Annotated in this window: 23 protein-coding genes; 10 read left to right on the top strand and 13 right to left on the bottom strand. The window is 71.7% G+C overall.

The window, feature by feature from the left end; all coding sequences use genetic code 11:
* The first annotated feature begins 35 nt into the window (after positions 1-35).
* The 7 genes from V1633_RS32360 to V1633_RS32330 are packed head-to-tail and all read left to right on the top strand — an operon-like array spanning position 36 to position 7890.
* Positions 36-1115, top strand: a complete 1080-nt coding sequence (locus tag V1633_RS32360; RefSeq protein WP_331218123.1) for a Gfo/Idh/MocA family protein — start codon at positions 36-38, stop codon at positions 1113-1115.
* Positions 1109-2164, top strand: a complete 1056-nt coding sequence (locus tag V1633_RS32355) for a DUF6807 domain-containing protein (protein WP_331218122.1) — start codon at positions 1109-1111, stop codon at positions 2162-2164. Before V1633_RS32360 ends, V1633_RS32355 begins: the two co-directional genes overlap by 7 nt.
* Positions 2157-3632 (top strand): glycoside hydrolase family 5 protein, encoded by a 1476-nt coding sequence (locus V1633_RS32350; protein ID WP_331218121.1) that lies wholly within the window; start codon positions 2157-2159, stop codon positions 3630-3632. The genes V1633_RS32355 and V1633_RS32350 overlap by 8 nt, the downstream gene beginning before the upstream one ends.
* Positions 3619-4551 (top strand): sugar phosphate isomerase/epimerase family protein, encoded by a 933-nt coding sequence (locus V1633_RS32345; RefSeq protein WP_331218120.1) that lies wholly within the window; start codon positions 3619-3621, stop codon positions 4549-4551. Before V1633_RS32350 ends, V1633_RS32345 begins: the two co-directional genes overlap by 14 nt.
* The gene (locus V1633_RS32340) at positions 4548-5540 is read left to right on the top strand and encodes an NAD(P)-dependent oxidoreductase (RefSeq protein WP_331218119.1); all 993 of its coding nucleotides are present in this window, start codon (positions 4548-4550) and stop codon (positions 5538-5540) included. Before V1633_RS32345 ends, V1633_RS32340 begins: the two co-directional genes overlap by 4 nt.
* Positions 5537-7378, top strand: a complete 1842-nt coding sequence (locus V1633_RS32335) for a dihydroxyacetone kinase family protein (RefSeq protein ID WP_331218118.1) — start codon at positions 5537-5539, stop codon at positions 7376-7378. Before V1633_RS32340 ends, V1633_RS32335 begins: the two co-directional genes overlap by 4 nt.
* Positions 7375-7890, top strand: a complete 516-nt coding sequence (locus V1633_RS32330) for a ribose-5-phosphate isomerase (protein ID WP_331218117.1) — start codon at positions 7375-7377, stop codon at positions 7888-7890. The genes V1633_RS32335 and V1633_RS32330 overlap by 4 nt, the downstream gene beginning before the upstream one ends.
* An 8-nt stretch (positions 7891-7898) precedes the next feature.
* On the opposite strand, the gene V1633_RS32325 is transcribed toward V1633_RS32330, so the two are convergent.
* Together V1633_RS32325 and V1633_RS32320 are read right to left on the bottom strand one after the other, a co-directional pair.
* The gene (locus V1633_RS32325) at positions 7899-9155 is read right to left on the bottom strand and encodes an RNA polymerase sigma factor (RefSeq protein ID WP_331218116.1); all 1257 of its coding nucleotides are present in this window, start codon (positions 9153-9155) and stop codon (positions 7899-7901) included.
* Positions 9156-9177: 22 nt separating this feature from the next.
* The gene (locus tag V1633_RS32320; RefSeq protein WP_331218115.1) at positions 9178-9579 is read right to left on the bottom strand and encodes a YciI family protein; all 402 of its coding nucleotides are present in this window, start codon (positions 9577-9579) and stop codon (positions 9178-9180) included.
* Between the two features lie 251 nt (positions 9580-9830).
* Here V1633_RS32320 and V1633_RS32315 point away from each other — a divergent pair, with 251 nt between their 5' ends.
* Positions 9831-10373 carry a TetR/AcrR family transcriptional regulator gene (locus tag V1633_RS32315; protein WP_331218114.1) on the top strand — a complete coding sequence of 181 codons (543 nt, stop codon included), beginning with the start codon at positions 9831-9833 and terminating at the stop codon, positions 10371-10373.
* On the opposite strand, the gene V1633_RS32310 is transcribed toward V1633_RS32315, so the two are convergent.
* The 6 genes from V1633_RS32310 to V1633_RS32285 all read right to left on the bottom strand — a co-directional run bounded on the left by V1633_RS32310 (position 10345) and on the right by V1633_RS32285 (position 16136).
* On the bottom strand, positions 10345-11259 hold the full coding sequence (locus V1633_RS32310) for an NAD(P)-dependent oxidoreductase (RefSeq protein WP_331218113.1): 915 nt from the start codon (positions 11257-11259) through the stop codon (positions 10345-10347). The two genes, V1633_RS32315 and V1633_RS32310, sit on opposite strands and share 29 nt — an antisense overlap.
* Before the next feature lie 85 nt (positions 11260-11344).
* Positions 11345-11770 (bottom strand): VOC family protein, encoded by a 426-nt coding sequence (locus tag V1633_RS32305; protein WP_331218112.1) that lies wholly within the window; start codon positions 11768-11770, stop codon positions 11345-11347.
* A 188-nt stretch (positions 11771-11958) separates the two neighbouring features.
* Positions 11959-12864 carry an NAD-dependent epimerase/dehydratase family protein gene (locus V1633_RS32300; protein WP_331218111.1) on the bottom strand — a complete coding sequence of 302 codons (906 nt, stop codon included), beginning with the start codon at positions 12862-12864 and terminating at the stop codon, positions 11959-11961.
* A 22-nt stretch (positions 12865-12886) separates the two neighbouring features.
* Positions 12887-13789, bottom strand: coding sequence for a carbohydrate ABC transporter permease (locus V1633_RS32295; protein WP_331218110.1), 903 nt, complete (start codon positions 13787-13789; stop codon positions 12887-12889).
* Positions 13789-14766, bottom strand: coding sequence for a carbohydrate ABC transporter permease (locus V1633_RS32290; protein WP_331218109.1), 978 nt, complete (start codon positions 14764-14766; stop codon positions 13789-13791). The genes V1633_RS32295 and V1633_RS32290 overlap by 1 nt, the downstream gene beginning before the upstream one ends.
* Positions 14763-16136 carry an ABC transporter substrate-binding protein gene (locus V1633_RS32285; RefSeq protein ID WP_331218108.1) on the bottom strand — a complete coding sequence of 458 codons (1374 nt, stop codon included), beginning with the start codon at positions 16134-16136 and terminating at the stop codon, positions 14763-14765. Before V1633_RS32285 ends, V1633_RS32290 begins: the two co-directional genes overlap by 4 nt.
* Positions 16137-16255: 119 nt before the next feature.
* On the opposite strand from V1633_RS32285, the gene V1633_RS32280 reads away from it, so the two are divergent.
* Positions 16256-17557, top strand: coding sequence for an enolase C-terminal domain-like protein (locus V1633_RS32280; protein ID WP_331218107.1), 1302 nt, complete (start codon positions 16256-16258; stop codon positions 17555-17557).
* Between the two features lie 43 nt (positions 17558-17600).
* Here the strand turns inward: V1633_RS32280 and V1633_RS32275 are convergent, their stop codons facing one another.
* On the bottom strand, positions 17601-18797 hold the full coding sequence (locus V1633_RS32275) for an ROK family transcriptional regulator (protein WP_331218106.1): 1197 nt from the start codon (positions 18795-18797) through the stop codon (positions 17601-17603).
* Positions 18798-19683: 886 nt separating this feature from the next.
* On the opposite strand from V1633_RS32275, the gene V1633_RS32270 reads away from it, so the two are divergent.
* Positions 19684-20931 carry a PQQ-dependent sugar dehydrogenase gene (locus V1633_RS32270; RefSeq protein WP_331218105.1) on the top strand — a complete coding sequence of 416 codons (1248 nt, stop codon included), beginning with the start codon at positions 19684-19686 and terminating at the stop codon, positions 20929-20931.
* A gap of 191 nt (positions 20932-21122) precedes the next feature.
* Here V1633_RS32270 and V1633_RS32265 read toward each other — a convergent pair whose 3' ends face one another.
* The 4 genes from V1633_RS32265 to V1633_RS32250 form a co-directional block, all read right to left on the bottom strand.
* The gene (locus tag V1633_RS32265; RefSeq protein WP_331218104.1) at positions 21123-22700 is read right to left on the bottom strand and encodes an alpha/beta hydrolase-fold protein; all 1578 of its coding nucleotides are present in this window, start codon (positions 22698-22700) and stop codon (positions 21123-21125) included.
* A 180-nt stretch (positions 22701-22880) separates the two neighbouring features.
* Positions 22881-24398: an aldehyde dehydrogenase (NADP(+)) gene (locus V1633_RS32260; protein ID WP_331218103.1), complete on the bottom strand. Its 1518-nt coding sequence runs from the start codon at positions 24396-24398 to the stop codon at positions 22881-22883.
* Complete coding sequence (locus V1633_RS32255) at positions 24395-25633, bottom strand: fumarylacetoacetate hydrolase family protein (protein ID WP_331218102.1); 1239 nt, start codon at positions 25631-25633, stop codon at positions 24395-24397. Before V1633_RS32255 ends, V1633_RS32260 begins: the two co-directional genes overlap by 4 nt.
* Positions 25630-26811, bottom strand: a complete 1182-nt coding sequence (locus tag V1633_RS32250) for a mandelate racemase/muconate lactonizing enzyme family protein (RefSeq protein ID WP_331218101.1) — start codon at positions 26809-26811, stop codon at positions 25630-25632. Before V1633_RS32250 ends, V1633_RS32255 begins: the two co-directional genes overlap by 4 nt.
* Position 26812 lies beyond the last annotated feature (1 nt).

Raw genomic sequence — 26812 nt, 5'->3', positions numbered from 1 at the left:
GACTCACCGTTGATCCCCTGATGAGGAGCTGTCCCGTGGACCCCCTCCGCGTCGCCGTCGTCGGCACCGGAAACATCGCCCGCATCCACGCCGACTCGCTGCGGCAGCTCGGCGACGACGTACGCCTGATCGGCGCCGTCGACGTCGACGCCGACCGACTCGCCGCGTTCGCCGACCGGTACGACGTACCGGCGCGGCACTCCGACCTGACCAGCCTGCTGGAGAAGGACCGCCCCGACCTGGTGCACCTCTGCACCCCACCCGGCTCGCACCACCCGCTCGCCCTGGCCTGCCTCACCGCCGGCAGCAACGTCCTGGTGGAGAAGCCGCCGACGCTGAGCCTGGCCGAACTGGACGAGCTGGTCGAGGCCGAGCGGAAATCCGGCGCCTCGGTGGCGACCGTCTTCCAGCACCGGTTCGGTACCGGGGCGCTGCGGCTGCGTGCCCTGCTCGACTCCGGGGTGCTCGGCCGCCCGCTGGTCGCGGTCTGTCACACCACCTGGTTCCGCAACCAGGCGTACTTCGACGTGGAGTGGCGGGGCCGCTGGGACACCGAGGGCGGCGGGCCGACGATGGGACACGGCATCCACCAGATGGACCTGCTCTGCGCGATCCTCGGCGACTGGACCGAGGTCTCCGCGATCGCCCGGCAGCAGGCCCGCCGGATGGAGACCGAGGACGTCAGCATGGCGCACGTCAGCTTCGCCAACGGTGCGGTGGCCAGCGTGGTGAACAGCCTGGTCTCGGTCCGGGAGGAGAGCTACCTGCGCTTCGACTTCGAGCGGGCCACCGTCGAGGTCACCCACCTCTACGGGTACGGCGACGACGACTGGCGGATCACCCCCACCCCGGAGCACGCCGGCGAGGTGCTGGCCGCCTGGCGGACCGGCCCGTCCGGGGTACGCAGCGCGCACCGGGCCCAGTTCGCCGAGGTGGTCCGGGCGCTGCGGGCGGGTACGCCGCCACCGGTCAACTCGGCGGAGAGTCGACGGACCATGGGGCTCGTCGCCGGTGTGTACGCCTCCGCGTTCACCCGTTCCGCCGTCCGCGCGGCCGACCTGGCCGCTGATTCACCGTTCTACCGCAAGATGGAAGGCAACGGACCCCGATGGTGAACATCCCCGCCCCCGCCGTACCGGCACCGGCCCCCGCCCCGGCCCCGCTGCCCGGCGGGGCGCCGGCCGGGCCCGCCCGATCGGGTGGCCACGGCAGCGGACTGACCGTCAACCACGACGTGGGCCGGTCGGTACGGGTCGGCTGGCACGGCGCCGAACTGTTCCGGTACGTCTACACCCCGGAGGAACCGGCGGAGGAGTCACCGCGCCCGTACCTGCACCCGCTGCGGACCCTGGCCGGCAACGAGGTCAGCCTGTACCGGCCGCACGACCACCGGTGGCACAAGGGACTCTGCTTCGGCATCTCGAACTTCGGGCCGTACAACTTCTGGGGCGGCGGCACGTACGTCCGGGGGCAGGGCTACCGGTCGCTGGACAACATCGGGCGGGTCGAGCACCACGACTTCCCGGTGCTGCGCCGGGACGCCGACGCCGTACGCCTGACCGAGCGGCTGCGGTGGGTCGCCGCGCACGGTCAGCCGGTGGCCTCCGAACGGCGGCGTCTCGCGGTGGCCGTGTGGGCCAACCTCAGTGCCTGGCTGCTGCAGTTCTCCACGGTGCTGCGCAACGAGACCAACGAGGTGATCACGATCGGCAGCCCGACCACCCAGGGTCGGGAGAACGCCGGCTACGGCGGAATGCTCTGGCACGGCCCCCGCTCGTTCATCGGCGGGCGGGTGGTGACCGAGGACCGGGTCGGGGCGGACGAGTTGATGGGTTGGCGCGGTCGGTGGCTCGGTTTTGTCGGCCAGCACGACGGCTACGGGCCGCCCGGCGCGCTCGCCTCCACCCTGGTCTTCCGGCACCACCCGACGAACCTGGGCACCGAGACGACCCGCTGGTTCGTCCGTACCGGGCCCTACGCCTGCCTCGGCCCGGCCCCCTTCTTCGACCGCGAGTACCCGCTCGCGCCCGGCGCGGAACTGCGACTGCGCTACGACGTGGTGGTCGCCGACGGAGAACGGGACACGGCCGGCTGTGGCCGGCTGGCCGACCGGGCGGGCGGCACCGACCTGCTGGCTGGCGACCCTGAGGAGCGGCATGGCTGACGACAACCCCCACCGGACGGACTCCCCGCACGTCGAGGATCCCGGCCGGAACGACAACTCCAGCCGGCCGGACGACGCGTTCGTCCGGGTGGACGGAACCCGGCTGGCGACCGGCGACGGCAGCACCGTGGTGCTGCGCGGCGTGGGGCTCGGCGGCTGGATGAACATGGAGAACTTCATCACCGGCTATCCGGGCACCGAGTCGCAGCAGCGGCGGGCGCTGCGGGCGACGCTCGGGCCGGAGGGGTACGAACGGTTCTTCGACCGGTTCCTGACCGTCTTCTTCGCCGACGCCGACGCCGGTTACCTCGCCTCGCTCGGGCTGAACTCGGTCCGGGTCCCGTTCAACTACCGGCACTTCGAGGACGACGACCGGCCGTTCGAGCTGAAGGAGGAAGGGTTCCGCCGGCTGGACCAGGTGGTCGACGCCTGTGCCCGGCACGGCATCCACACCATCCTCGACCTGCACGCGGTGCCCGGCTACCAGAACCAGCACTGGCACAGCGACAACCCCACGCACTGGGCGCACTTCTGGACCCACCGGCACTTCCAGGACCGGGTCGTGCACCTGTGGGAGGCGCTGGCCGACCGGTACAGGGACAACCCGTGGGTGGCCGGCTACAACCCGGTCAACGAACCGGCCGACGCGGTCGGCGAGGCCATCGGCCCGTTCTACCGCCGGTTGGAGGCGGCGATCCGGGCCGTCGACCCCCGACACGTGCTCTTCCTCGACGGCAACCGCTACTCGACCCAGTTCGACCAGCTCGGCGACCCGCTGCCGAACACCGTCTACACCGCGCACGACTACACCCTGCCCGGCTTCGTCGACGGTGGCCCGTACCCCGGGACCAGCCGGGGTGAGTACGTCGACCGGGACGTTCTGGAACGGACCTTCCTGGCCCGGACCGCGTACATGCGTCAGACCGGTACGCCGATCTGGGTCGGCGAGTTCGGGCCGGTCTACACCGGTGACCCGGAGCGGGACACGCAGCGGCGGCAACTCCTCGCCGACCAGCTGGAGATCTACGCCGAGCACGGGGCGAGCTGGGCGCTCTGGACGTACAAGGACATCGGGTTGCAGGGGCTGGTGTACGCCGACCCGGACGGCCCGTACCTGCGGCGGATCGCCCCGGTGCTGGAGAAGAAGGCGCGACTCGGGGTCGACTCCTGGGGCTCGCTGGACACCGGGGTACGACACGTCATGGAGCCGATCGAGCGGCTCTTTGCGGAGGAGTTCCCGGACTTCCAGCCGTACCCGTGGGGGCAGCACGGCTGGGTCCGGGGTCTGGTCCGGCACATCCTGCTCGCCGAGCCGATGGTCGGTGACTTCGCCCGCTGTTTCGAGGGGCTGACCCCGGAGCAGGCCGAGGCGCTCGCCGACTCGTTCGCCTTCGACCGGTGTGTCCGACGCGGGCCGCTGGCCGAGCTGCTGCGCGACGAGCCGGGGAGGCACCGTGTCGACGGGTGACTCCGGCTGGGCGCTGGCCGCCGCCATGCTGCCCTTCCCGGCCGAGCTGCGGCCCGGCGTACCGGTGCAGGACGCGCCGGCGCAGACCTGGCGGGACATCCTGGCCGAGGTCGCCGCGGAGGGTTTCACCGAGGTCGACCTGACCGACTCGTGGGTCCGGGTCGCCGACCTCTCCCCGGCCCGGTTGACCGAACTCGGCGAGGCGGTCCGGTCGGCCGGGCTGCGGGCCGAGGCGGTCTCGGTGATCCGGCGCAGCGTCATCGACCCGGTGGCCGGGGTGGAGAACCTCGCGTACAGCCACCGGGCGATCGACGCGGCGGCGGCGCTCGGCTGCTCGGTGGTCAGCGTCGGCCTGCACCGTCCCCTGACCGAGCGGCAGCGCGCGGTGCTGTGGTTCTGGACCGTGGACGGGCCACGCGACGCCGACGAGCCGGAGACCCGTCAGTTGGCCGCGTCCCGGCTGCGGGAGCTGGGTCGGCACGCGGCCGAGGTCGGCGTCGCGCTGTCGCTGGAGATGTACGAGGACACCCTGCTCGGCACCGCCGACTCGGCGGTCCGACTCGTCGAGGAGATCGGGCATCCGAACGTCGGACTCAACCCCGACCTCGGCAACCTGGTCCGGCTGCACCGCCCGATCGAGCCGATCGAGGTGATGCTCGACAAGTGCCTGCCGCTGACCAACTACTGGCACGTCAAGAACTACCACCGGTTCGAGGACGGTACGACCGGTACGGTGCTGAGCACGCCGACCTCGATGGAACTGGGCGTGATCAACTACCGCCGGGCGGTACGGTCCGCGATCGGGTACGGCTTCACCGGCGCGTTCTGTCTGGAGCAGTACGGTGGGGACGGCCTCGGTGTGATGGCCACGAACCGCCGCTACCTGGCCTCGATCCTGCCCCCGAAGGAGGTCCGGTGAACCCGGAGTCGACCGAGCACAGTGGAGTCGCCGGGAGTGGCTCGGCGCAGGGCGACGACACCACCACGGTCGCCGTGCTGGGACTGGGTGCGATGGGCTTGCCGATGGCGCTCCGGCTCGGCACCGAGCTGCCGGTGTGGGCCTTCGACGTCTCCGCGGAGCGTCGGGCCCTCGCCGTCGAGGGCGGTACGCACGGCGCCGCCAGCCCCGCCGAGGCGTGCCGGACGGCGGACGTCGCGGTGCTGGCGGTCCGGGACGAGGAACAACTCCGCGCGGCCCTGTTCGGTGCCGACGGCGCGGTCCACACCCTGCGGCCGGGCGCGGTGGTCGTGCTGACCAGCACGGTCGGTCCGGAGGCGGCCCGTAGCGTCGCGGCGACCCTGGCGGAGAAGGATGTCGACCTGGTCGACGCGCCGGTCAGCGGCGGGCCGGTCCGGGCGGGCAACGGCGACCTGCTGATCATGGTCGGGGCAACGGAGCAGGCGCTCGCGAACGCCCGCCGGGTGCTCGACCTGCTGGCCTCCACCGTGCACGTCGTCGGTACGAACCCCGGCGACGGCCAGACCATGAAGACGGTGAACCAACTGCTCTGCGGCATCCACACCGCCGCCGCGGCCGAGGCGTTGGCGCTGGCCCGCGCGCTCGGTCTCGACCTGGAGACCGTGGTGCAGGTGCTCGGTTCCGGTGCGGCGGCGTCGTTCATGCTGGCGGATCGAGGGCCACGGATGGCACGCGCGTACACTGGCGACGTCGAGCTGCGGTCCCGACTGGACGTCATCAACAAGGACATGCACATCGTCGGCAAGGTCGCCTCGGCGGCCGGCGTGCCGACACCGGTCGCCGCCGCCGCCACCGCGCTCTACACGTTGGCGATGCGCCAGGGTTTGGCCGCCGAGGACGACTCCCGGCTCGTCACGCTGCTGGCACCGGAGGACGGAACAGCCGGGCCGGAGTCGACCGGCCCCCGAGGCGGAGGAGCAGACCGATGACCCGACTGTTCAACGACCCCGCCGCGTTCAGCGACGACATGCTCGCCGGCTTCCTCGACCTGCACCACCGCTACGTCCGGGGTGTCCCCGGCGGGGTGGTCCGGGCCGGGAACACCCGCGCCGGCAAGGTCGCGGTGGTGGTCGGCGGCGGATCCGGGCACTATCCGGCGTTCTGCGGCGTGGTCGGCCCCGGCTTCGCCGACGGTGCGGTGGTCGGCAACATCTTCACCTCACCCTCGGCGCAGCAGGCGTACGAGGTGGCCCGGGCCGCCGACAACGGCGCCGGGGTGCTCTTCCTCTTCGGCAACTACGCCGGGGACGTGATGAACTTCGGGCTGGCCGAGCAGCGGCTGCGCGCCGAGGGGATCGACACCCGCACGGTGCTGGTCACCGACGACATCGCGAGTGCCGGGCCGACCGAGACGGAGAAGCGCCGGGGCATCGCCGGCGACTTCGTGGTGTTCAAGACCGCCGCCGCGGCGGCCGAGGCCGGATATCCGCTGGCCGAGGTCGAACGGGTGGCGCAGGCCACCAACGAGATGACCCGCTCGCTCGGGGTGGCGTTCGCCGGCTGCACCCTGCCCGGCCAGGACCATCCGCTGTTCACCGTGCCGGCCGGCACGATGGGGCTCGGACTCGGCATCCACGGCGAGCCGGGCGTCTCCTCCGACGACCTGCCGACCGCCGCCGAGCTCGCCCGGATCCTCGTCCGCGGCGTCCTCGCCGAACGGCCGGCCGGGGCCGGTCCCCGGGTCGCCGCCATCCTCAACGGACTCGGCGCCACCAAGTACGAGGAGTTGTTCGTCGTCTGGAAGACGGTGTCCGAGGAACTCTCTCGGGCCGGTCTGACGGTGCTGGACCCGGAGGTCGGCGAGCTGGTGACCAGCCTCGACATGGCCGGGTGCTCGCTGACGATCTGCTGGTTGGACGAGGAGCTGGAGCGTTTCTGGTGTGCGCCGGCCGACACTCCGGCGTACCGGAAGAACCCGCACCTGGTCGAGGTCTCCGCCGAGGCGGCGCGGTCGGCCGGGAACGGGGCGGCGACGGTGCCCGGCAGCCGTACGAGTGGTGACCGGGCGGCCGGCACGGACGTCGACGGGAGCCGTGACCCCGGCGCCGACGACGTACCGGCAGCACCGCTGAGCAGTGCCGAATCCCGGGCGTACGGTCGGGCGGTCGCCGAGGCGCTGGCCGAGGTTGTCGCGGCGGTCGCGGAGGCCGAGGCGGAGCTGGGTCGGCTCGACGCGATCGCCGGCGACGGTGACCACGGGCGCGGCATGCTGCGCGGGGTGACGGCCGCGCTCGAGGCGGCCCGGCTGGCGGTCGACGGTGGGCACGGGTTGGCCTCGGTGCTCGGTGCGGCCGGTGACGCCTGGGCGGCCCGGGCCGGCGGCACCTCGGGAGTGTTGTGGGGCGCGGCGCTACGGTCGGCCGGCGAGCATCTGGGCGACGAGCGGAGCCCGATCGGCACCGCCGACCTCCGGGACGCGGTCGGGGCGGCGGTCGGGACCATCCAGGGACTCGGCGGTGCCGAACCCGGCGACAAGACCCTGCTGGACGCCCTGGTCCCGTTCCACGGTGCCCTCGAGACGGCGGCCGGTGCCGGCGACAGCGTCGGGGTGGCCTGGCGTCAGGCGGCGGCGGTGGCCACCCGGGCGGCGGACGACACCGCCGGGCTGCGCCCTCGGGTGGGCCGGGCCCGACCGTTGGCCGACCGGAGCGTCGGCACCCCGGACCCCGGCGCGGTGTCGCTGGCGCTCTGCGTGCGGACCGTGGCGACGACGTTCGACCGGTACCTCCCCGAAGGGTCCGACGCGGAACAGGAGTTGGCCAGGTGACCGACAACCGGCTACGTGTCGTCGTCGGCTGCGACGACGCCGGCCTGCAGTACAAGGAGATCCTCCGGGCCGACCTGGAGGCGGACGACCGGGTGGCCTCGGTCGAGGACGTCGGCGTCGGCCGGGGCGACGACACGGCGTACCCGCATGTCGCCGTCGCCGCGGCGCGGCTGGTCGCGGAGGGCCGGGCGGACCGGGCGTTGCTGATCTGCGGCACCGGCCTCGGGATGGCGATCGCGGCCAACAAGGTGCCGGGGATCCGGGCGGTGACGGCCCACGACAGCTTCTCGGTGGAACGCGCCGTGCTCAGCAACGACGCCCAGGTGCTGGCCATGGGGCAGCGGGTGATCGGGCTGGAACTGGCCCGCCGGCTGGCCCGGGAGTGGCTGGGCTACCACTTCGACACGTCGTCGAACTCCGCCGCGAAGGTCGCCGCGATCTCCCGGTACGAGTCGACCGTCGACGGCGGCACCAGCACCGTGCCGGACAACCCCGGAGCCGGCTGCGACTGACGGCCGGCTCAGCTCAGCCGGGCGGCCCGGAGCGTGAGGTAGTGCCGTTCCGGCAGGCTGGCCGTCCGGCTGGCCGCCGCCCGGTAGTGCGCGATCGCGGCGGGCCGGTCACCGGCCATCTCCAGCAGGTGGGCGCGGGTGGCGTCGAGCCGGTGGTGGCCGGCCAGCCGGGGGTCGGCGTCCATCTCCGCGAGGGCGGCGAGACCGGCCAGCGGGCCGTGCACCATGGCGACCGCCACCACCCGGTTGAGGGACACCACCGGATTGGCCGAGTGCCGCTCCAGCACCTGGTAGAGGGCGAGGATCTGCGGCCAGTCGGTCTCCGCCGCCGTCGCCGCCTCGTCGTGCACCGCGGCGATCGCCGCCTGGATCTGGTACGGCCCGAGCGGCCCGCGCGGCAGCGCCCGGGTGACCAGCGTGATCCCCTCGGCGATCGCGGCCCGGTCCCAGCGGCTGCGGTCCTGGTCGGCCAGGGAGATCAGCACTCCGTCCGGGCCGATCCGGGCCGGACGGCGGGCGTCGGTGAGCAGCATCAGCGCGAGCAGTCCGGTGACCTCGCTGTCGTCGGGCAGCAGCGCGTGCACGGCCCGGGTCAGCCGGATCGCCTCGCTGGACAGCTCGATCCGGTACAGGTCCGTGCCGCCGCTGCTGGTGTGCCCCTCGTTGAAGATCAGATACAGCACGTGCAGCACCTGGCCGAGAGCGCTCGCCCGGTCCGGCCCCTCGGGTATCCGGAACCGGCCACCGCTCGCGGTGATCCGCTGCTTGGCCCGGCTGATCCGCTGCGCCATCGTCGCCTCCGGCACCAGGAAGGCCCGGGCGATCTCGGCCGTGGTCAGTCCGCCGACCGCCCGCAGGGTCAGTGCGATCCGTGAGGCCGGCGACAGCGCGGGATGGCAGCACAGGAAGAGCAGGAGCAGGGTGTCGTCCCGGTCGGTCGACGTCGGTGCGTCCGCCGCCGGCGCCGACTGCCGGTCCGCCGGTTCGCGTTGCGCGACCACCGCTTCCCGGCGGCGCCGGGCCTGCTCGTTACGGACCTGTTCGATCATCCGGCGGGACGCGACCTGGATCAGCCAACCGCGCGGGTTGTCCGGCGTCCCGTCCCGGGGCCACTGCGTCGCCGCGGCGAGCAGCGACTCCTGCACCGCGTCCTCGGCCATGTCGAAGTCGCCGAACCGGCGGACGAGCACGCCGAGGACCTGCGGCGCGAGTTCACGCAGCAGGTCCTCGGCGGCCCGGTCGAGAGTGCCCAGCGGGTGCCTCACTCCCCCCTCGTGGTGGTCACGGTCAGTGCTCCTGCGGCGGGGCCGACATCACCTGACGGACCTCGATCGGCATGTTCAGCGGACGCCCGCCGGGCCCGGGGGCGGTGGAGATGTACGCGGCGATCTCGACCGCCCGCTCCGGGGTGTCGGTGTCGACGATCCAGTAGCCGGCGAGCCACTCCTTCGTCTCGGCGAAGGGTCCCTCGGTGACCACCGGTGCGCCGCCGTCCCCGGCCCGGACGATCTTCGCCTGGTCCGGCATGGCCAGGCCCTCGCCCCCGGCCAGTTCGCCGGACGCGGTGAGCTTGCCGTTGACGTCGCCCATGAAGGCGATGTGTGCCTGGATCTCCTCGGGCGTCCAGGTGTGGATCGGCGGGAACTCGGCCGCCGCCTCGCTGAACTGCATCAACAGCATGTACTTCATCTCTGGCTCCCTACGCCTTCGCGCCCGTCTCGGCGCTCTCACCCTCAGGTAGAAGCCGGCCCACGGTTCTCGACATCCTCCACGGAACATTGCCAGAAAACTTTTGCGGCCCCCGGGAGGACGGCGACCGGGCCGGTCGCCGGACCGGCATAGGATCTAGTCTTCCGGGATCGCTGACCTGCCGTGACACGGCTGTCAGCAGGAACGAGAGGCGGCCATTGTCCGGCGAGACACGACCTCCGCGAGAGCGCATGGTCTACAGCGCGGCACAGCTGGTACGGGCCCGTGGGGTGGCCGCCACCGGGGTACGCGACGTGGTCGAGCACGCGGCGGCTCCCCGGGGCTCGTTCCAGCACTACTTCCCCCGGGGCAAGGACCAACTGGTCGGAGAGGCGCTGATCTGGTCGGCGGAGTTCGCCGCGTCCTGGGTCACCGCGTACCGGCGTACCGCGGACGTACCGTCACCGGCCGGTCTCTTCGCCCACCTCGCGGCCTGGTGGCGGGAGGACCTGACGACCCGCCGGTACGCACGCGGCTGCCCGGTGATGGCCGCCGCCGCCGACCTGGCCGGCAGCGACTCGCCGGTCACCGAGCCGCTCCGGACGGCGGCGGACCGCTGGGAGGACGCGGTACGGGACGAACTCGCGCGGATGGGCCTGCCACCGGAGCGGGCGCGCGGGCTGGCGACGTTGATGATCAGCTCCCTGGAGGGCGCGATCATGCTGGCCCGGATCCGGCGCGACGTCGGCCAGCTCGACACGGTGGTCAGGGAACTCTCGCTGGTGTTGGGGTAGCCGCACCGGCGCCGCCGCCGTCGGTCCGGCTCTCGATGGCGTGGATGACCGCCGCCATGTCGGCCCCGCCGTGCCCCAGCTCCACCGTCTCGGAGTAGAGCTGGTGGCAGACGTCCAGCAGCGGGGACGCCAACCGCGCCTCGCGGGCGGCCTCGGCGACCAGCCGGTTGTTCATCAGGACGTCGGCGATCGCCGCCTGGGCCGTGAAGTCGTGGTCGACGAGCTTGCGGGCCTTGACCCGGGAGACGCCGCTCGACATCGGCCCCGCGTCGAGCACGGCCAGGAACCGCCGCAGGTCCAGGCCGTGCCGGTCGGCGAAGTGCACCGCCTCGGCGAGACCGGTGACCATCGTGATCAGGTACAGGTTCACCGCGAGTTTCATGTGCAGCGCGTTCGGCACCGGCCCGCAGTCGACCGTCTCCCGGCACATCGGCGCGAGCAGCGTACGGACGGCGGCGGTCGACGACGGGTCACCGGCGAGCATCGCCACCAGGTCCCCGGCCTCGGCGGGCTTACGTGACCCGGAGACCGGAGCCTCGACGTAACGGCCGCCGGCCCGTCGGATGTCGGCCTCCAACGCCAGCGAGTACCCGGGTGCGGTCGTACCCATGTGCACGATGGTGTGCCCGGCCACGGTCGATGCGAATTCGTCGGTACCCCGGCCGAGCACCCGGTCGACGGCTTCCTCTCCGGCGAGCATGAGCAGCACGGTCTCCGCTCCGGCGAACACCTCGGCGGGGGTGTCGGCCACCCGTGCGCCCGCCGCGCGCAGCTCGGCGCACTTCGCGGTGGTGCGGTTCCACACCAGCAGCGGGGTACCGGCCCGGGCCAGGTTGAGTGCCATCGGCTGGCCCATCAGTCCCAGCCCGAGGAAACCGATCGCCACGCGTCCTCCCGCCCCGGAACGACTCCGCCGCCCGGCGGAGTATGACAGTCGTCATAATACGTACGTCATGACGACTGTCATAGCCCTACTTGGCGAAGATCTGCGACTCGTCCCGGAACGCCTTGAACTCCAGCGCGTTGCCGGCCGGATCCCGGAAGAACATCGTCCACTGCTCCCCCGGCTCGCCGGCGAACCGCAGGTACGGCTCGATGACGAACTCACCACCGGCAGCGCGGATCCGCTCCGCCAGGACGTGGAAGTCCTCGATCGACAGGATCAGCCCGAAGTGCGGCACCGGTACGTCGTGCCCGTCGACCGGGTTACGGCCCGCGTCGGCCTGCCGCGCCGCCGGTACGACGTGGGTCACCATCTGGTGCCCGTAGAAGTTCCAGTCGACCCAGGACTCGGACGAACGCCCCTCGGCGAGCCCCAGCACGCCTCCGTAGAAGGCGCGGGCCCGCGTCAGGTCGTCGACCGGAATCGCCAGGTGAAAGCCGGGACGGCTGGTCATAACACTGCTCCTCGGGGGGTGCGTTTTCTCCGACGCTAGCAAACCATGATCGCCAGAGAGCCGACGCTTCCCGCCGGCCGCCGACTCACCTCAGCCCCGGGCCGGTCCATCCCGCCGGCCGCCGGCCCACCTCAGCCCCGGGCCGGTCCATCCCGTCCGCCATGCCGGCTCTGGAAACCCGACCAGCCTCAGCTGAGCACCGGTCCGTCGCGCCAGCCGTGCCGGGTCTCGAAGCCGAGCAGCCGGCGCGCGGCCGAACTGTCCAGCATCGAGTCGAACTCGCCCAGCGGCGACCGGACATCCGTGCCGGGATGGAACCGGGCCAGCAGCTCGGCTGTCGGCACCGTCGTGGAGGTGTCCGGTGCGGCGACGTTGAAAACGTGGTGACCGGTGAGACCCGAGGTCAGCGCGGTGTGTACGGCGTTGGCCGCGTCCCGGGTGTCCAGCCAGGACCACAGCTCCCGGCGGTTGGCGGAGACGTCCCGGCGGATCCGGTCCAGGTGGGCGGCCAACCGGTCGCCGTCACCGACGAACGGAAAACGCAGCAGCACGGTCGGCATGCCCCAGCGTCGGGTCGCGAACGCGCCGACCTGCTCGGTCACCGCCTTCGACAGCCCGTACGAGTCGATCGTCACCGACGGCTGTTCCTCGTCGATCGGCACGTACGGCGGCGACATGTCCCGCCCGGCCCAGGCGTATCCGTACGCCGCGACGCTGGACGCGGCGACCGCGAACCGTACGCCGGCCCGGCCGGCGCCGTCCAGGACGAGGTACGCCCCCTGGACGTTCTGTGCCAGGGTCTCGTCCTCCGGCAGCTGACCGGGCGCGGGGATCGCGGCGAGGTGCACGACGGCGTCCACCGGCCGGTCGAACGGACGCAGGCTCCGTTCCACGAACGCCCGGTCCCGGACGTCGCCGACCAGCACGAGTTCGGCCCTGGGGCTGGCGAACGGTGACCGGTCCACGGCGACGACCCGCATCCCGGCCCCGGCCAGGTACGGCACGACGACCCGACCGATCACCCCGGCCGCGCCGGTGACCAGCACCACGGCGTCGGTACCCAGCGTCGAGTGCCGGGTCCCCTGCTGGGACATGCTTTCTCTCCCTACTTCCCGGTCAGCCCTTGATCGCACCGGTGAGGCCGTTGACGAAGTACCGCTGGGTGGCGAGGAATCCGATGATCACCGGGATGACCACGATCAGCGCGCCGGCCATCAGCGAGTTGTACTGCACCACCTGCGAGGACTTCAGCGCCTGGAGCGCGATCGGCAGGGTGTAGGTGGCCGGGTCGTTGAGCGAGACCCGGGTCAGCAGGTACTCGTTCCAGGTCGGGATCGCGGTCAGCAGGGCGATCGTGATCAGGGCCGGCCGGGCCAGCGGCAGGTAGATCCGGGTGAGGATGCGCAGCTCGCCGGCGCCGTCCACCCGGGCGGAGTCGCGTAGTTCGGTGGGCACCGCCCGGAACGCGTTGGTCAACAGCAGGACGGCGAACGGTGCGGTCCCGTTGACGAACGGCAGCACCAGGCCGAGGTGCGTACCGAGGATCGCGAGCCGGTTCTCCAGCAGCACGACGGGCAGCAGGGTGACCACGCCCGGCACGAAGAGCAGCGCCACGAAGAGCCGGTACAGCGCGGTACGGCCGGGGAAGTGCAGCGCGGCGAAGGCGTACGAGGCCGCCGAGTAGATCACCACGACGCCGATCGTGGTCGCCCCGGTCACCTTGAGGCTGTTGAGGAAGTAGTCGAAGAAGTGCAGCCGGTTCCAGGTGTCGACCAGGGTGCCCAGGGTGGGGTCGCGCGGGATGAGGTGGCCGCCGGCGATGACCTCCTGCTGGGTCTTGAAGGCGGCCGAGACCATCCAGAGGAACGGGTAGAGGCTCACCACGGCGTACCCGGTGAGCAGCAGCCCGATGACCGTCCGGGCGAGGACGACCCGGGGCGGCCACCGGTGGGCGCGGCGGGCCGGCCGGGTGCCCGCGGCCGTGGTCTCGATGGCGGTCGGTGGGGCGCTGAGCACCATCATCGCTCCCGGGTGACGCGCAGGTTGACGTACGCCACGACCAGCGCGGCGACGAAAAGCATCCAGCCCAGGGCGCTGGCCAGACCAAGCGTCGGGGCGAGTTCGGACTGGAAGGCCAGCCGGTAGGTCTGCAGCCCCAGCACGTTGGTGTGGTCGCCCGGGCCGCCGTCGGTCATGATCAGGAAGATCTGGAAGCCCTGGAGCGCGTCACGGATGTTGAGCAGCACGATCACCGCAGTGATGCCGCGCAGCAGCGGCCAGACCACGCTGAGGTTCACCCGCCACCAGCCGGCGCCGTCGATCTGGGCGGCCTCGGTCAGCGCCGGGTCGATGGTCTGCAGTCCGGTCAGGTAGAGCAGTGTCGCCACCGGCACGGCGGACCAGACCATGATCACGATCAGCGTCGGCAGCGCGGTGTCCGGATTGCCGAGCCAGCCCTGCGGCTGGGCCAGCGAGCCGAGCCCGAGGGCGCCGAGCAGCGTGTTGATCGCGCCGTTCGGCTCCAGGACGTACTGCCAGGCCAGGTAGACCGCGATACCGGTGGTGACGTACGGGACGAAGTAGATCGAGCGGAGCAGCCCGACGAACCGACGTGCCCGGTTCAGCGCCAGGGCCAGTGGAAAGGAGATCGCGACGGTGAGCAGCGGCGTCGCGATCATCACCCAGACGGTGTTCAGCGCCGCGGCGCGGACCGGCGGCGAGAAGACCGGGCTGGCCCAGAGCAGGTCGGTGTAGTTGCGCAGGCCGACCCAGAGCCAGGTCGGGGTGAGCCCGTTCCACTGTACGAAGGAGAGCTGCAGCCCCCAGAAGAGCGTGTAGACGCCCATCACGGCGAAAAGCAGGATCGCCGGGGCGACGAAGGCGTACGCCCAGGCCACCTCCCGGGCCTGGTAGCGCCGCCGCCCGCCCGGGGACCGCCCGGTGCGACCACGGCTGACCGTGGCCGTACCGGGCGACGTGGGGACGTCCGTGGTCATTTCCCTGCCCAGTAGCCGTCGATGATCTTCTGGAGTCCGGCGGCCGCCGCCGGTGGGTCGGCCTTCTTCAGCGGGGTGAGTTCCATCAGCGACCGGGCGACCACCGCCGCGTCGTACGACGGCGGCTGGTGCGTGGTGTCACCGGGGTTGTACGCGTCGGCTCCGGAGCCGAACGAACCGATCATCGTGCCGAGCACCGGGCCGAGGGTGCCGGTCGGGTCGTCACCGAGGTTGACCGGCGGGACGTCCAGGGCGTCCTTGGCGAACTGGCTCGCGACCTCGGGCTGCGCCAGGTGCTCCAGCCACTTGACCGCGCCCTCCTTGTTCTTGGTCGTCGCCGAGACCGAGAGCCCGGTCAGCGCGAACGGCGCCAGGTTCAGCTCGGGTACCGCGCCACCCCGGGGCGAGGGCACCGGGAAGGTCACGATGTTCTCCGCGTTCATCCCGTTCTGGGACAGGAACGCCAGGGTGAAGGTGCCGCCGACGACAAACGAGGAACGGCCCTGCGCGAACGCCAGGTCGGCGTCGTCGATGGTCAGCGTCTGTGTGCCCGGCATCCAGTACGGCGTCACCTGGTTGTACGCCTCCAGCACCGCCTGCCCGTTGGGTGAGGTCCAGTTCCGGGCCGGGTCGTTGGAGAAGAGCCCGGCGAAGCCGGCCTTGCCCAGCTTGCCGTACGCCATCGGCTGCATCAGCCACTCCATGCCGGTGGTCGGCGCCTGGAAGCCGATGCTCAGTCCGCCGTCCTGGGGTCGTGCCCTGCCCACCGCGGCCAGCGCCGCGACGAAGTCCTCCCAGGTCTTCGGTGACTCGGTGACACCGGCCGCGGCCAGTCGCTCCTTGTTGGCGTAGACGATCCCGAAGGTGCCGATCGTCAACGGCACGCTGAACCGCTGGTTGAGCTTGATTCCGGCGCTCTTGGCGCCCTTTTCCTGTGACTGCTTGTAGTACCGCTCGGTGACGGTGCCCTCGGCGGCGACCGACGGCAGGTAGCGGTCGGTCCAGGTGGCCTCCTCGGTGAGATCCTCGAGCAGGCCGGCGGCACCGAAGGTGAAGTCGTCACCGTTGGTGTGCACCTCGAAGACGTCGGGCAGGCTCCGGGTCTGCGCGGCGGCCTGGACCCGGGCGATGAAGGCGTCGTCCGGCGTGATCGCCTCGACGGTGACCGAGGTGCCGGTCTTCTGTTTGAAGCTCTCCGCGGCCTTCTGCAACGCGGCGACGTGGGACTGTTTGAACGTCCACATGGTCAGGCTCTGCGGGTCCGAGGTGCCCCCGCCGCCCGGACCGCAGGCGGTGGCCGCGGCGACAAGCGCGAGGCTCGCGGCGAGCGCGACACAGGTCCGGGCTGTTCGACGTTGATACCGCTTCATGGTGCGCCTCTTTCATCCCCGCGACGGGCTTCCCCGGCACGCCAACGACGAGAAACAGAACGTAAATCAAATCGATATATAGTGTCAACATCCATGTCGGACGCACGAAGGGCAGCACCATGCCACTGTCCCGATCGGCCGGATCCCCCACCCGGCCGCAGCTCCTGGCCCCCGCTCCGTGGAGCGCGCAGGACACCGCCGGGTCGCGAATCACCCGGGTCCGTACCTTCCTCTGCGCACCACAGGGCTGCCCGTACGTCATCACCAGGGTGGAGACGGACCAGCCCGGGCTGTACGGCCTCGGCTGCGCAAGCGATCCACAGCGGACACTCGCCATCCGGTCCGTGGTCGACGACTACCTGGGCCCGATGCTGCTCGGCCGCGACCCGGCCGACATCGAGGACCTGCACCGGCTGCTGCTCAACAGCGGCTACTGGCGGGGCGGCTCGATCGCCAACAACGCCCTCGCCTCGGTCGACGTGGCGCTCTGGGACATCCTGGGCAAGGTCGCCGGCCTCCCGCTGCACCAGCTGCTCGGCGGGCGGGCGCGCGAGTACGCGGAGGCGTACACCCACGTCGACGGGTCGGACCCGGAGCAGGTGGCGGAACAGGTGCGCGCCGCCCGGGAACGGGGGTACCGGCACGTACGGGTGCAGCTGGCGGTACCCGGCACGGACACCTACGGCACGGCGCCCCGCGCCGAGCGGGAGGCGGACCGCCGACACGGCCGTCGGGAGACCTGGGACAGCCTGGCCTACCTGCGGTCGGTGCCGGAACAGCTGGTCCGGGTCCGCGAACTCGTCGGTTCCGAGGTTGAACTGCTGCACGACGTACACGAGCGGCTGACCCCGGCCCAGGCACGCCGCTTCGTCCACGCGGTCGAGGACGCACGGCTGTACTTCCTCGAGGACGCCCTCGCCCCGGAGGACGCGGCGCACTTCGCCGGCCTGCGCGCGGCCGGCAGCACCCCGCTGGCCGTGGGCGAGCTCTACACGAACGTCACCGACTACCTGCCGCTGCTGGAGCAGCGCGTGATCGACTTCGCCCGGATCCGGATCCCCACTCTCGGCGGGCTGACCCCGACCCGCAAGCTGGTGGCCGTGTGCGAGCTGTTCGGGGTGCGTACCGCACCCCACGGCCCGGGCGACGTGAGTCCGGTCGGCCAGGCCGCGAACGTGGCGCTGGACATCTCCTCCCCCGCCTTCGGGGTGCAGGAGGCGGCGACCTTCCGCGACGCGACCCTGGAGGTCTTCCCCGGCGCCCCGGTGCCGGTGGCCGGCCGGTTCCACCCGAGCCCCGCCCCCGGGCTCGGCGTCGACTTCGACGAGGTGGCGGCCCGGCGCCATCCGGTCACCGCGCCGCTGGAGCACGACCGGTGGGCGCTGCTGCGGTCGACCGACGGCAGTGCGCACCGGCCGTGACCCGGACCCCGCTCGACTGACCCGCCCGGGTCTCCCCCCACCGTCAGGCGAGCAGCAGGGACTGGGGGCGCGCCGAGAGGGTCTGGTCGAGCACCAGGCAGGCCGCCCCCACCGCGCCGACGTCGTCGCCGAGCGCCGTACCGGTCACCACCGTCTCGTGCATCTTCCCGACGAACGGCGACGACGCGACGATGGGGTTGACCACCGGCAGGAAAAGCCGGGACAGGTGCGGCCAGATCGGACCGCCGAACACGACCAGTTCGGAGTCGAGCAGGGTGGCCGCGGCGCTGACCCCGCGCCCGACCCTCCGGGCCCAACCGTCGATGATGCCGCGTGCGACGCCGTCGCCGCCGTCGGCGAGCGCGACCAGGTCGAGCAGGCTCCGCTCCGCCTGACCCGGGCCGTCCGGTTCCTTCTCCGGACCCAGTACGCCACGCGCGATCGCCTCCTCGACGAGCGCGTACGTCGTGCAGTTGGCGTCGAGTCCACCGATCTCCCCGGCATTGCCGGAGACGCCGCGCAGCACCACGTCGTTGACGACCGCGCCCATCCCGGAGCCGGTACCGAGGTAGAAGAAGAGGAAGTTGCCGGAGTGCACCGCCGCCCCGGCCCACCGCTCGGCGATCGCCGCCGCGATCACGTCCTTGTCCATCACCACCGGCCATCCGGTGGCCCGGGCCAGCCGGTCGCGCAGCGGCACCCGTTCCCAGCCGGCGAGCTGCGGGGGTTCGACGATGACACCGGCCTCCGGGTCGATCGGTCCCGGCACGGCCACCCCGAGCCCCAGGATGCGCTCGCGGGCGATGCCGGACTCGTCGACCAGCCGGTCGACGGCGGCGCTCATGTCGGCCAGGGTCTGTGCCTGGTCGACGACCTGGGGCGTCGGCTGCCGCAGCCGCCGGACCACCCCGCCGACCAGGTCGAGAACGACGTAGGTCACCACGGCCGGATCCAGGTGTACGCCGATCGCGAAGCTGCCGCCGGGGCTGATCTGCAGGACGGTACGGGGTTTGCCGACCCGTCCGCCCTTCTTGCCGGCCTCGACCACGAGTTCACGGTCCAGCAGGCGGCGGCAGATGTTCGAGACGGTCTGCGCCGACAGTCCGGTGGCGGTGGCGAGCTCGACCCGACTGAGCCCGTCGGGCGCGCGCCGGATCGCGTCGAGCACGACCGACTCGTTGAAGTCGCCCATCCGGGGCAGGTTGGTTCCTCGCCGAACAGTCGGTCGGTCGATCGTCACGCCCGTTCTCCCTGTGGGTGCCTCGCGAATAGCCGTACGTCCCCCGGCGCCGGTCCGGTCCCCGACCGTGCCGCCTCGGGTCGGTGGCGGGTCACCCGAGCCGCCGGACCAGCATGATGGTCCACGGTGCCAGGATCACGGCCCGTCGCAACACGCCGTCGGCGTCCACAATGGCCAACGGCGGATGGGTCGGAAGCTCCCCGCACCGGTGGATCCTCCCGATATCTACCGCGCGGGCGCGGCTCGCCGCCACCGGCGGAAGCCGGAGACACCCGTATCGTAAATCAAACTGATGTATTTACTCCCGTGCCATGGCTCACCCCGCCGGACCGGCCCGGTCCGGGCACGACCGGCCCCTGTCACGCTCCCGCGTGAACGTGCAGGTCATGATGCCGCAGGTCGCCCGGTCCGGGCCTCGGCCGCAGTACCCGCCCCCCCATGGGCGCCACGTCTGCGCATCTGGCTGTCCGATCGGCGGCCAGTCTCCGGCAGCAGGTGTTGGCCCGCCGGGTTCGACGGGCCGCCTGCTCACCGACCGGTCGTCAGGTGTGCCCCTCCCCCGGGCGTCGACGACGATGCCTCGACGCTCACTCCCGGTGCCGAGGAACGCGACCGTGCCACGGCCTGATCCAGCCGGTCCCTGTCCCGGCCGGTGATCTGGATCGAACCGTCCGCACCCTTGCGCGAACCGGTGACAGCCGAGGCATGGAAGCGCCCTCAGTATGGAGACGATCGTGGTCGCGTCCCTGCCGTCCTGTCGACCGGTACCCGTTCTCGGACCCGGAAGGGCGGCAGGACGGCAGGTTGGATATTGGCGACAGCCAATGTATTGTGGGAACGCTCCCAGATCGCACCCGCCACCCCCACTTGCTCGAGGAGCTCACACATGTCGCGACAGCGTTGTCGCCCGGCCACCATCCTGGCCGGGCTGTTTGTTCTGGCCCTGTCTGCGTTCCTGATGCCACCGGCGTCGGTGGCCAGCACCGCCACGGCCGGCGGCGCATCCCACACCCGCGCGGTGCCACTCACCGAGCTGACCGTGGTATCCGAACAGGTGGCTTCCGGTCTACAGCGCCCGATCGCGCTCACCGGGTTGCCGGACGGCCGGATGCTGATCGCGGAAAAGAACGGCACCGTCCGCGCCTACCACCCCGACACCGGCTTGGCACCCGAGCCGGTGCTCGACCTGAGCGCCCGGATCGACACGTCGGACAACGAGCGCGGCCTGCTCGGCATCACACCCGCGCCGAACTTCGCGCGGACCAAGATCCTCTACGTCGCCTACACGAGCCTGCCGGCCGGCGCCCTGACCCTGGCACGAGTGCCCCTCGGCGCTCCTGAGCGGGTGCAGGTGCTGCTCACCCAGGAGCACGCCGAGTACGGCAACCACAACGGCGGACAGGTGGCGTTCGGCCGCGACGGCTTCCTCTACTGGTCCCTCGGCGACGGCGGCCACGCGAACGACCCGTTCAAGTCCGGCCAGAACCTCGGCACCCTGCTCGGCAAGATCGTGCGGATCGACGTCAACCGCAGCTGCGGGGGGAAGCCCTACTGCGTGCCCTCCGACAACCCGTTCGTCCGCACCCGCGGCGCGCGGCCGGAGATCTGGCTCTACGGGCTGCGCAACCCGTGGCGGTTCTCCGTCGACCCGATCGACGGCTCGCTCTGGATCGGTGACGTCGGCCAGGGCCTGGTCGAGGAGATCAACCACATCCGTCCGTGGCAGGGTGGGGCGAACCTCGGCTGGTCGTGCCGGGAGGGCACTCCGGTGTTCGACCCGGAGCAGTGCCGGCCGGGCGTGCGGTACACCGACCCGGTCTTCGAGTACGAACACTTCATGACGGAGAGCTGCTCGGTGACCGGTGGCGTGGTGTACCGAGGGTCCGCCACCCCGGAGGCGCGCGGGACCTACGTGGCGAGCGACTACTGCTCGACCCTCGCGTTCGCCGTACGCCCCAAACCCGACGGCAGCTACGAGACCGCCACGATCGGCAACTTCCCCATCCAGCCGACCGCGATCGACGCCGATGTGCACGGCGAACTGTACGTGCTCAGTGACCTCCCGGGATGGCTGAGCCGGGTGCGGTTCGAGCGGGTCCCGCCAGCCTCCGGCGGCGGGGCGGCGAACCGCTGAACCCTGGGGGCGATCCCTCCGCATCCGCAAGACTCCTCGGGGACGGCCGCGGCGCGCGGCCGTCCCCGAGTCGGCGGCATTCGAGACCGTGGCCCGAGTTGTGAGCGGGAGCCGCTGCCGGCGGCCGTGGCCATCCTGCTCCCGGCGTTCCCCCAGGAACGGATGGCCACGGCCGCCGCGACGAAGCTGGCCTAGTTGCCGGCCACCGGCGCGCTCCGCGATGCGTTGAACAGCTTGTCACCCCTGTAGTGGGCGACCACCGGAGCGGCGAGTCCGCCGTGGACGGTCCGCTTCAGCTTGGCGACCCCGTTGTGGATCGGGGCAGATCCGAGATACAGGTCGCCGGCGTAGAAGTCGACCTTGCCGGACGGGTCGGCGACGTTGACGCTGACGGCACCCACCGTCGCGGTCGCGGTGACCTTGGTGTGGGACGAGGCACCCGCCGGGGCGACCGCGACGTCGAGCCCGGTCGTGGTCGCCCGGAACGCCAGGGCACGCAGGTAGTGGTTCAGCAGCGGGCGCCACACGTGCCAGGTGTGGACACCGGGGACGTTGAATTCGTCCAACTCGACGCCGGCCGCCCGCAGCGCCGCGGCGTTCTGCTGGGACGCCTGGGCGATATTGCCGAGCCGGTCCTGAAGCCCGGTACCGATCATGATGCTGCCGGCCACGGCCTTCATGCTGTCGACCTGCGCCTGGTTCGCGGCCGGGCCGCCCATGCTCCAGGCCGCGTGGTAACCGAACATGTCGGTGTGGTTGTACATGATCGTGTACGCCCGGCTGCCGCCGGCCGAGAAGCCGCCGAACGCGCGGTCCTGCGCACGGGTGGAGACGTGGTAGTTCTGCTCGACGAACGGGATGACGTTGTCGCGCAGTTCGCTGACGTAGCCCTCGTTGCCGCCGGGTAGGCCGTTGAAGTCGGTGGAGACGATCACCATCGGCTCCGCCGCGCCATCCTTGATCGCGTTCTCGAGGATCAGGTGGGCAACTCCCTGCATGGTCCAGGCGGTCGAGTGGTCACCTGAGCCGTGGCTCAGGTAGAGGGTCGGGTACGGCTTGGCCCGGTCGCGGTCGTAGCCGTGCGGCAGGTAGACGACGATGTCGTGTACGCCCGCCGGGTTGGTCGACCGCGGCGAGCTGTACCGGCGCGACTCCAACGTGCCGGTCCTGGCCACCGGCGCCTGGTAGCCGGTGTCGTAGGTCGGGAACCTGGTGCTGGCCGGGACGTAGATCGTGCTGCGCACCGCGCCGGGCGCGCCGGGGTACTGCGGCTGTATTTTCCACCGGTTCGCCGGGTCGTCGTGCAACGCGCAGCCGGTGGCCAGCTCGTTGGCGCAGTCGTGGGTGAAGGCGTACCGGAAGGTGCCGCCGGGCAGCGGCGTGGTGAACGTCCAGACGCCGTCGGCGCCCTTCCGCATGGGCTGGATGTGCCACGGGGTGGCCGCGACGTCGCCCGGTTGCCACTCGGCCGGGGGACGGGCGTCGCCGCAGTCCTGGCAGGTAATGTTGTCCGGGCGGGAGTAGAACCAGTCGCCGTAGATATGGACCTGCTGGACATCGTCGGGTGCCTGGTACCTGAAGGTGACGGTGTAGCCCGTGGGCGGGCGGTCGGTGCGGGTCACGGTCGGCCCCAGGGGCGCGGCCGGCGGGGCGGCGGCCGCGGGGGCCGCGACGGATCCGGCCGCGACGACCACAGCCGCGAGCAGCACGGGCGTCAGCCGCTGGCGCAGCGGCGACATCGTCTTCGGACGAGGACGTACGACTAACATGTGCCTTCTCCCTCTCGGGTACCCGGCGAGACCGGTACGAGCGGTCCGGCCGGCGGTTCGATGGTGGAGGTGAACGGATAGTTGGCACGTTCGGAGCGGCGTGGGTGGTAGCCGGCCGGATTCAGGCAGCGTCGATCGCGCGCCGCCGGCCCGGCGCGGGTGACGCGAGGGTTCAGCCCGTCACGGGTGGGCCGGTTCCCACCTCCCGTCAACTCGTCTGGCGATCCCGGTAAATTCGTCCCTGAGTTCCTCCGGCAGGAGCCATTCCGGCGCGTCCTGCCAGGCGAACGGTCGGAGGAATCGCCGGATCGACGTGGCACCCACAGAGGTGTGCACGGAGTTGGTCGACGGCCACGGCCCACCGTGGTGCTGCGCCCAGGAGACCCGGACGCCAGTGGGATAGCCGTCGAAGACGATCCGGCCCGAACGTTCGACGAGCACGTCGACCAGCCGACGGACCTGGCCGGCGTCATCCAGCGGTCCACTGTGGATGGCTCCGGTGAGCGACGGCGGGACGGTGGCGAGCACCGCGTCGAGCTCGGCGACCTCGCGATAGCGGACCACCACCATGAGCGGCCCGAAGCACTCGTCGGCGATCTCGCTGGTCAGACCCGGCAGGTCGACCTCCAGCAGCACCGGCGCGACGGTGAAACCAGCGCCGGGGTCGATCTCGGGCTGGGCCGCGAGGCGGGCACCGGCGCGCTCGAACGCCGCCGCCCGTTCGACGAAGGCGTCCCGGATGCGTTCGTTGAGCAGCACCGCGCCGCCGGCCGAGGCGACCCGCTCGCGTAGCGCCTCGACGAGCCGGTCACCGGCGGGGTCGGCCGGGACGAACGCCAGCCCGGGTTTGGTGCACAGTTGTCCGCCCGAGCCGGTGAAGGAGCCGAAGAGCCCCTCGGCGATCTGCTCTCCCCGGGTCGCGGCTGCCGCCGGCAGGACGACGATCGGGTTGACGCTGCTCAGCTCGGCGTAGAGCGGGATGGGATCGGCGCGTTCGTCGATGGCCGCCTGGATGGCCCGGGCGGCGCCGAGGGAGCCGGTCAGCGCGGCCGCCCGGATGACGGGGTGGCCCACCAGGGCGCGGCCGGCCTGTTCCCCGTACACCAGGGCGAGCACGCCGCCCGGACCGCCCATCCCCCGGACCGCCGACTCGATCGCCGCACCGGACCCGTGCGACGTCAGCGGATGGGACGGGTGGGCCTTGACCACGACGGGGCAACCGGCGGCCAGCGCGGCGGCGGTGTCACCGCCGACGACCGAGAAGGCGAACGGGAAGTTGCTGGCCCCGAAGACGGCGACCGGCCCCAGGGGGACGAGCATCCGCCGCAGGTCCGGACCGCGCCCGAGCGGCGTGTCGGCGGCGTGGTCGATGGCGGCCTCGACGTACCCGCCGTCGCGCAGCACGTCGCCGAACATCCGGAGTTGGACTGCCGACCGGGTGAGTTCCTGGTCGAGTCGCGGGTGACTCAGCCCGGTCTCCGACTGCGCCGTCGCGACCAGATCCGCGCGCCGGGACTCCAGCGCGTCGGCGATCGCGTCGAGCAGGTCGGCGCGGCCGGGTCGGCCGAGGCCGGAGAGCCACTGCGCCGCCCGGGACGCCTCGTCGGCGAGCACCGCCAACCGGGTCTCGTCGGTCTCGGTGAGGTCGGTCGTCCGACGCCGGCCGTTGCTCGGGTCGACCGTGGTGATCACGTTCACAGCAGTCCTCTCCTGGCAAGGTTGCCCATCAGATCGCGGACCCCGAACTGCCAGGGCTCGCACTCCTCCGCGTGGCGGACGCGGTTGACCAGGGTGCCGAGCGCAGGGGCGCTGATCCGCACCACGTCGTCGAGCTTGTGGGTGAACCCCTCGCCCGGTCGGTCCCGGTCCTGGATGGGCGCGAACATGGTTCCGAGCATCAGCACCGCGCCGTCGGGATAGTGGTGATGCGGGCCGATCAGTTGCTGCACCAGCGCCGCCGGATCCCGGGACATCCGGGCCATCTCCGACACCGCCGTCAATTCGAAGCCGTCCACGCCGCTGACCTGTAGACGCACTTCGAGCTCGCGTACCCGGTCCAGGCCGAACCGGTTGTCGAACAACCGGATCAGGGGCCCGAGGGCGCACGAGGCGTTGTTGTCCTTCGCCCGTGGGAGCAGGAGTGCGGACCGTCCCTCGACATCCCGGAGGTTCACGTCGTTGGCGAGGGTGGCACCGACGATCCGGCCGTTGGACTGGACGATGAGCGCGACCTCGGGTTCCGGGTTGTTCCAGGTCGACGCGGCGAGCACGCCGACCGGGACGGCGGTGCCGACCGCGGAGAGGATCTGGCCCTTGGTGAAGATCTCGGCGTCCGGTCCGAGTCCCACCTCCAGGTACTGGCTCCAGACTCCCTCGGCGACAAGCATGCTCTTGAGCCGCTCCGCCTCGACCGAGCCCGGCGCCAGGCTGTGCAGGTCGGCGCCGATGTCGGCGATCGTGCGACGACGGAGGTCCGCCGCGAGCGCCAGGTCACCGCCGGCCCGCTCCTCGATGACCCGTTCGATCATCGACACGGGGAAGGTCACCCCGGCCGCCTTGAGCGCCTGGAGGTCGACCGGGGTGAGCAGCCACGGCCGGGTGTGGTCCCGGGTCGTGGCGTCCGTGTTGGCCAGGATCTCCCCGAAGTCGCCCCGCCGCGGTCCGTCGAGTTCGGCCACGACCGCGGCGGGATCGGGCAGCTCGCAGATGTCCCGTACGGTCGGGAACAGGTGACTCACGTCGAGGACTTCGCCGTCCCGGACGATCACGGGCGAGGGTCCGTCGACGGTGGGATCCCAGATCCGGCCGACGAGCAGGCTCTGGTCGAGGTCGTCCGGCAGTGCCTCGGCGGCGGTGCCGACCCAGTCCGGGCCGGTGGTGGTGCCGACCCGGTCCGGGCCGGTGGCGAGCGCCCGGGGCGGTGGCAGCGTCATGAGGTGCTCTCCAGGTTGAAGTACGACCGCTCGTCACGGGGTCGGATGTCGTACACCGCGTCGCGGAACATGCGGAGCGGGTGCGGGGTGAACGGGTGCCGCTCGATCGCGGCGAGGTCGAGCTCGATGCCCAGCCCCACGCCGGACGGGATGAGCACGTCACCGTCGTCGGTCAGCACCAGCCGCTCGTTGGTGATCTCGGGGCGCCACGGGACGTCGGTCGCCATGATCTCCAGGTACCGGAAGTTCGGCAGGGCCGCGGCGAGTTGGAGCGTCGCGGCGGTGCTGAGCGGACCGCTCGGGTTGTGCGGCGCGAAACCCACGTAACCGGTCGCGGCGAGCGTGGAGATGAAGGCGAGTTCGGCGATTCCACCGGCGTGCGTGACGTCGGGCTGGACGAAGTCGACCGCCTGCCGGGCCAGCGCCGGGGCGAAACCCTGCCGGCCGTACCACCGCTCGCCCGCGGCGATCGGCACCGGCGACGCGCGGCGGATGTCGACCAGGGCGTCGAGGTTGTCCGGCGGGCACGGCTCCTCGAACCACACCGGGTCGAACGGTGCGATCTCCTTGGCGATTTTGATCGCGTGCCGGACGTCGAACCGGCCGTGCCCCTCGATGAACAGCTCGACGTCGCGCCCCACGGCGCCGCGGACGGCATCGACCTGGGCGAGTACCCGGTCCAGCTGCGGGGTGGTGATGGTCAGGTCGTAGTTCTCGAACGGATCCCACTTGAGGCCACGGAAACCGGCCCGCACCGTCGCGCGGGCGGCGGCCGCGTACTCCTCGGGGGTGACGGCTCCGGAGAACCAGCCGTTCGCGTACGCGCGTACCCGGTCCCGGGTCGCACCCCCGAGCAGCCGGGAGACCGGAACGCCGAGGTCCCGGGCCGAGATGTCCCACAGGGCCATCTCCAGCGCGCTCAGGGCGGTCATGATGACCGGCCCACCGCGCCAGTACCAGTCCCGGGTGAGTTCGTAGAGGATCTTCGAGATGCGGGTCGGGTCCAGACCCACGACCGCCTCGGCGACCTCGGCGACCGCGCCCTGGACGGCCCGTTCCTTGCCCTCCAGGGTGGCCTCACCGAGACCGACGATCCCCTCGTCGGTGTGGACCCGCACGATGACGAGATTCGTACGGTAGAAGTCGACGACAAGCGCGTCGACCGAGACGATTTTCATG

The organism is Plantactinospora sonchi, from assembly GCF_036422035.1.
Taxonomy (GTDB): Bacteria; Actinomycetota; Actinomycetes; order Mycobacteriales; family Micromonosporaceae; genus Plantactinospora; species Plantactinospora sonchi.
Note: the sequence above shows the minus strand (reverse complement) of the source record. Positions and strands in the feature narration are given on the sequence as shown.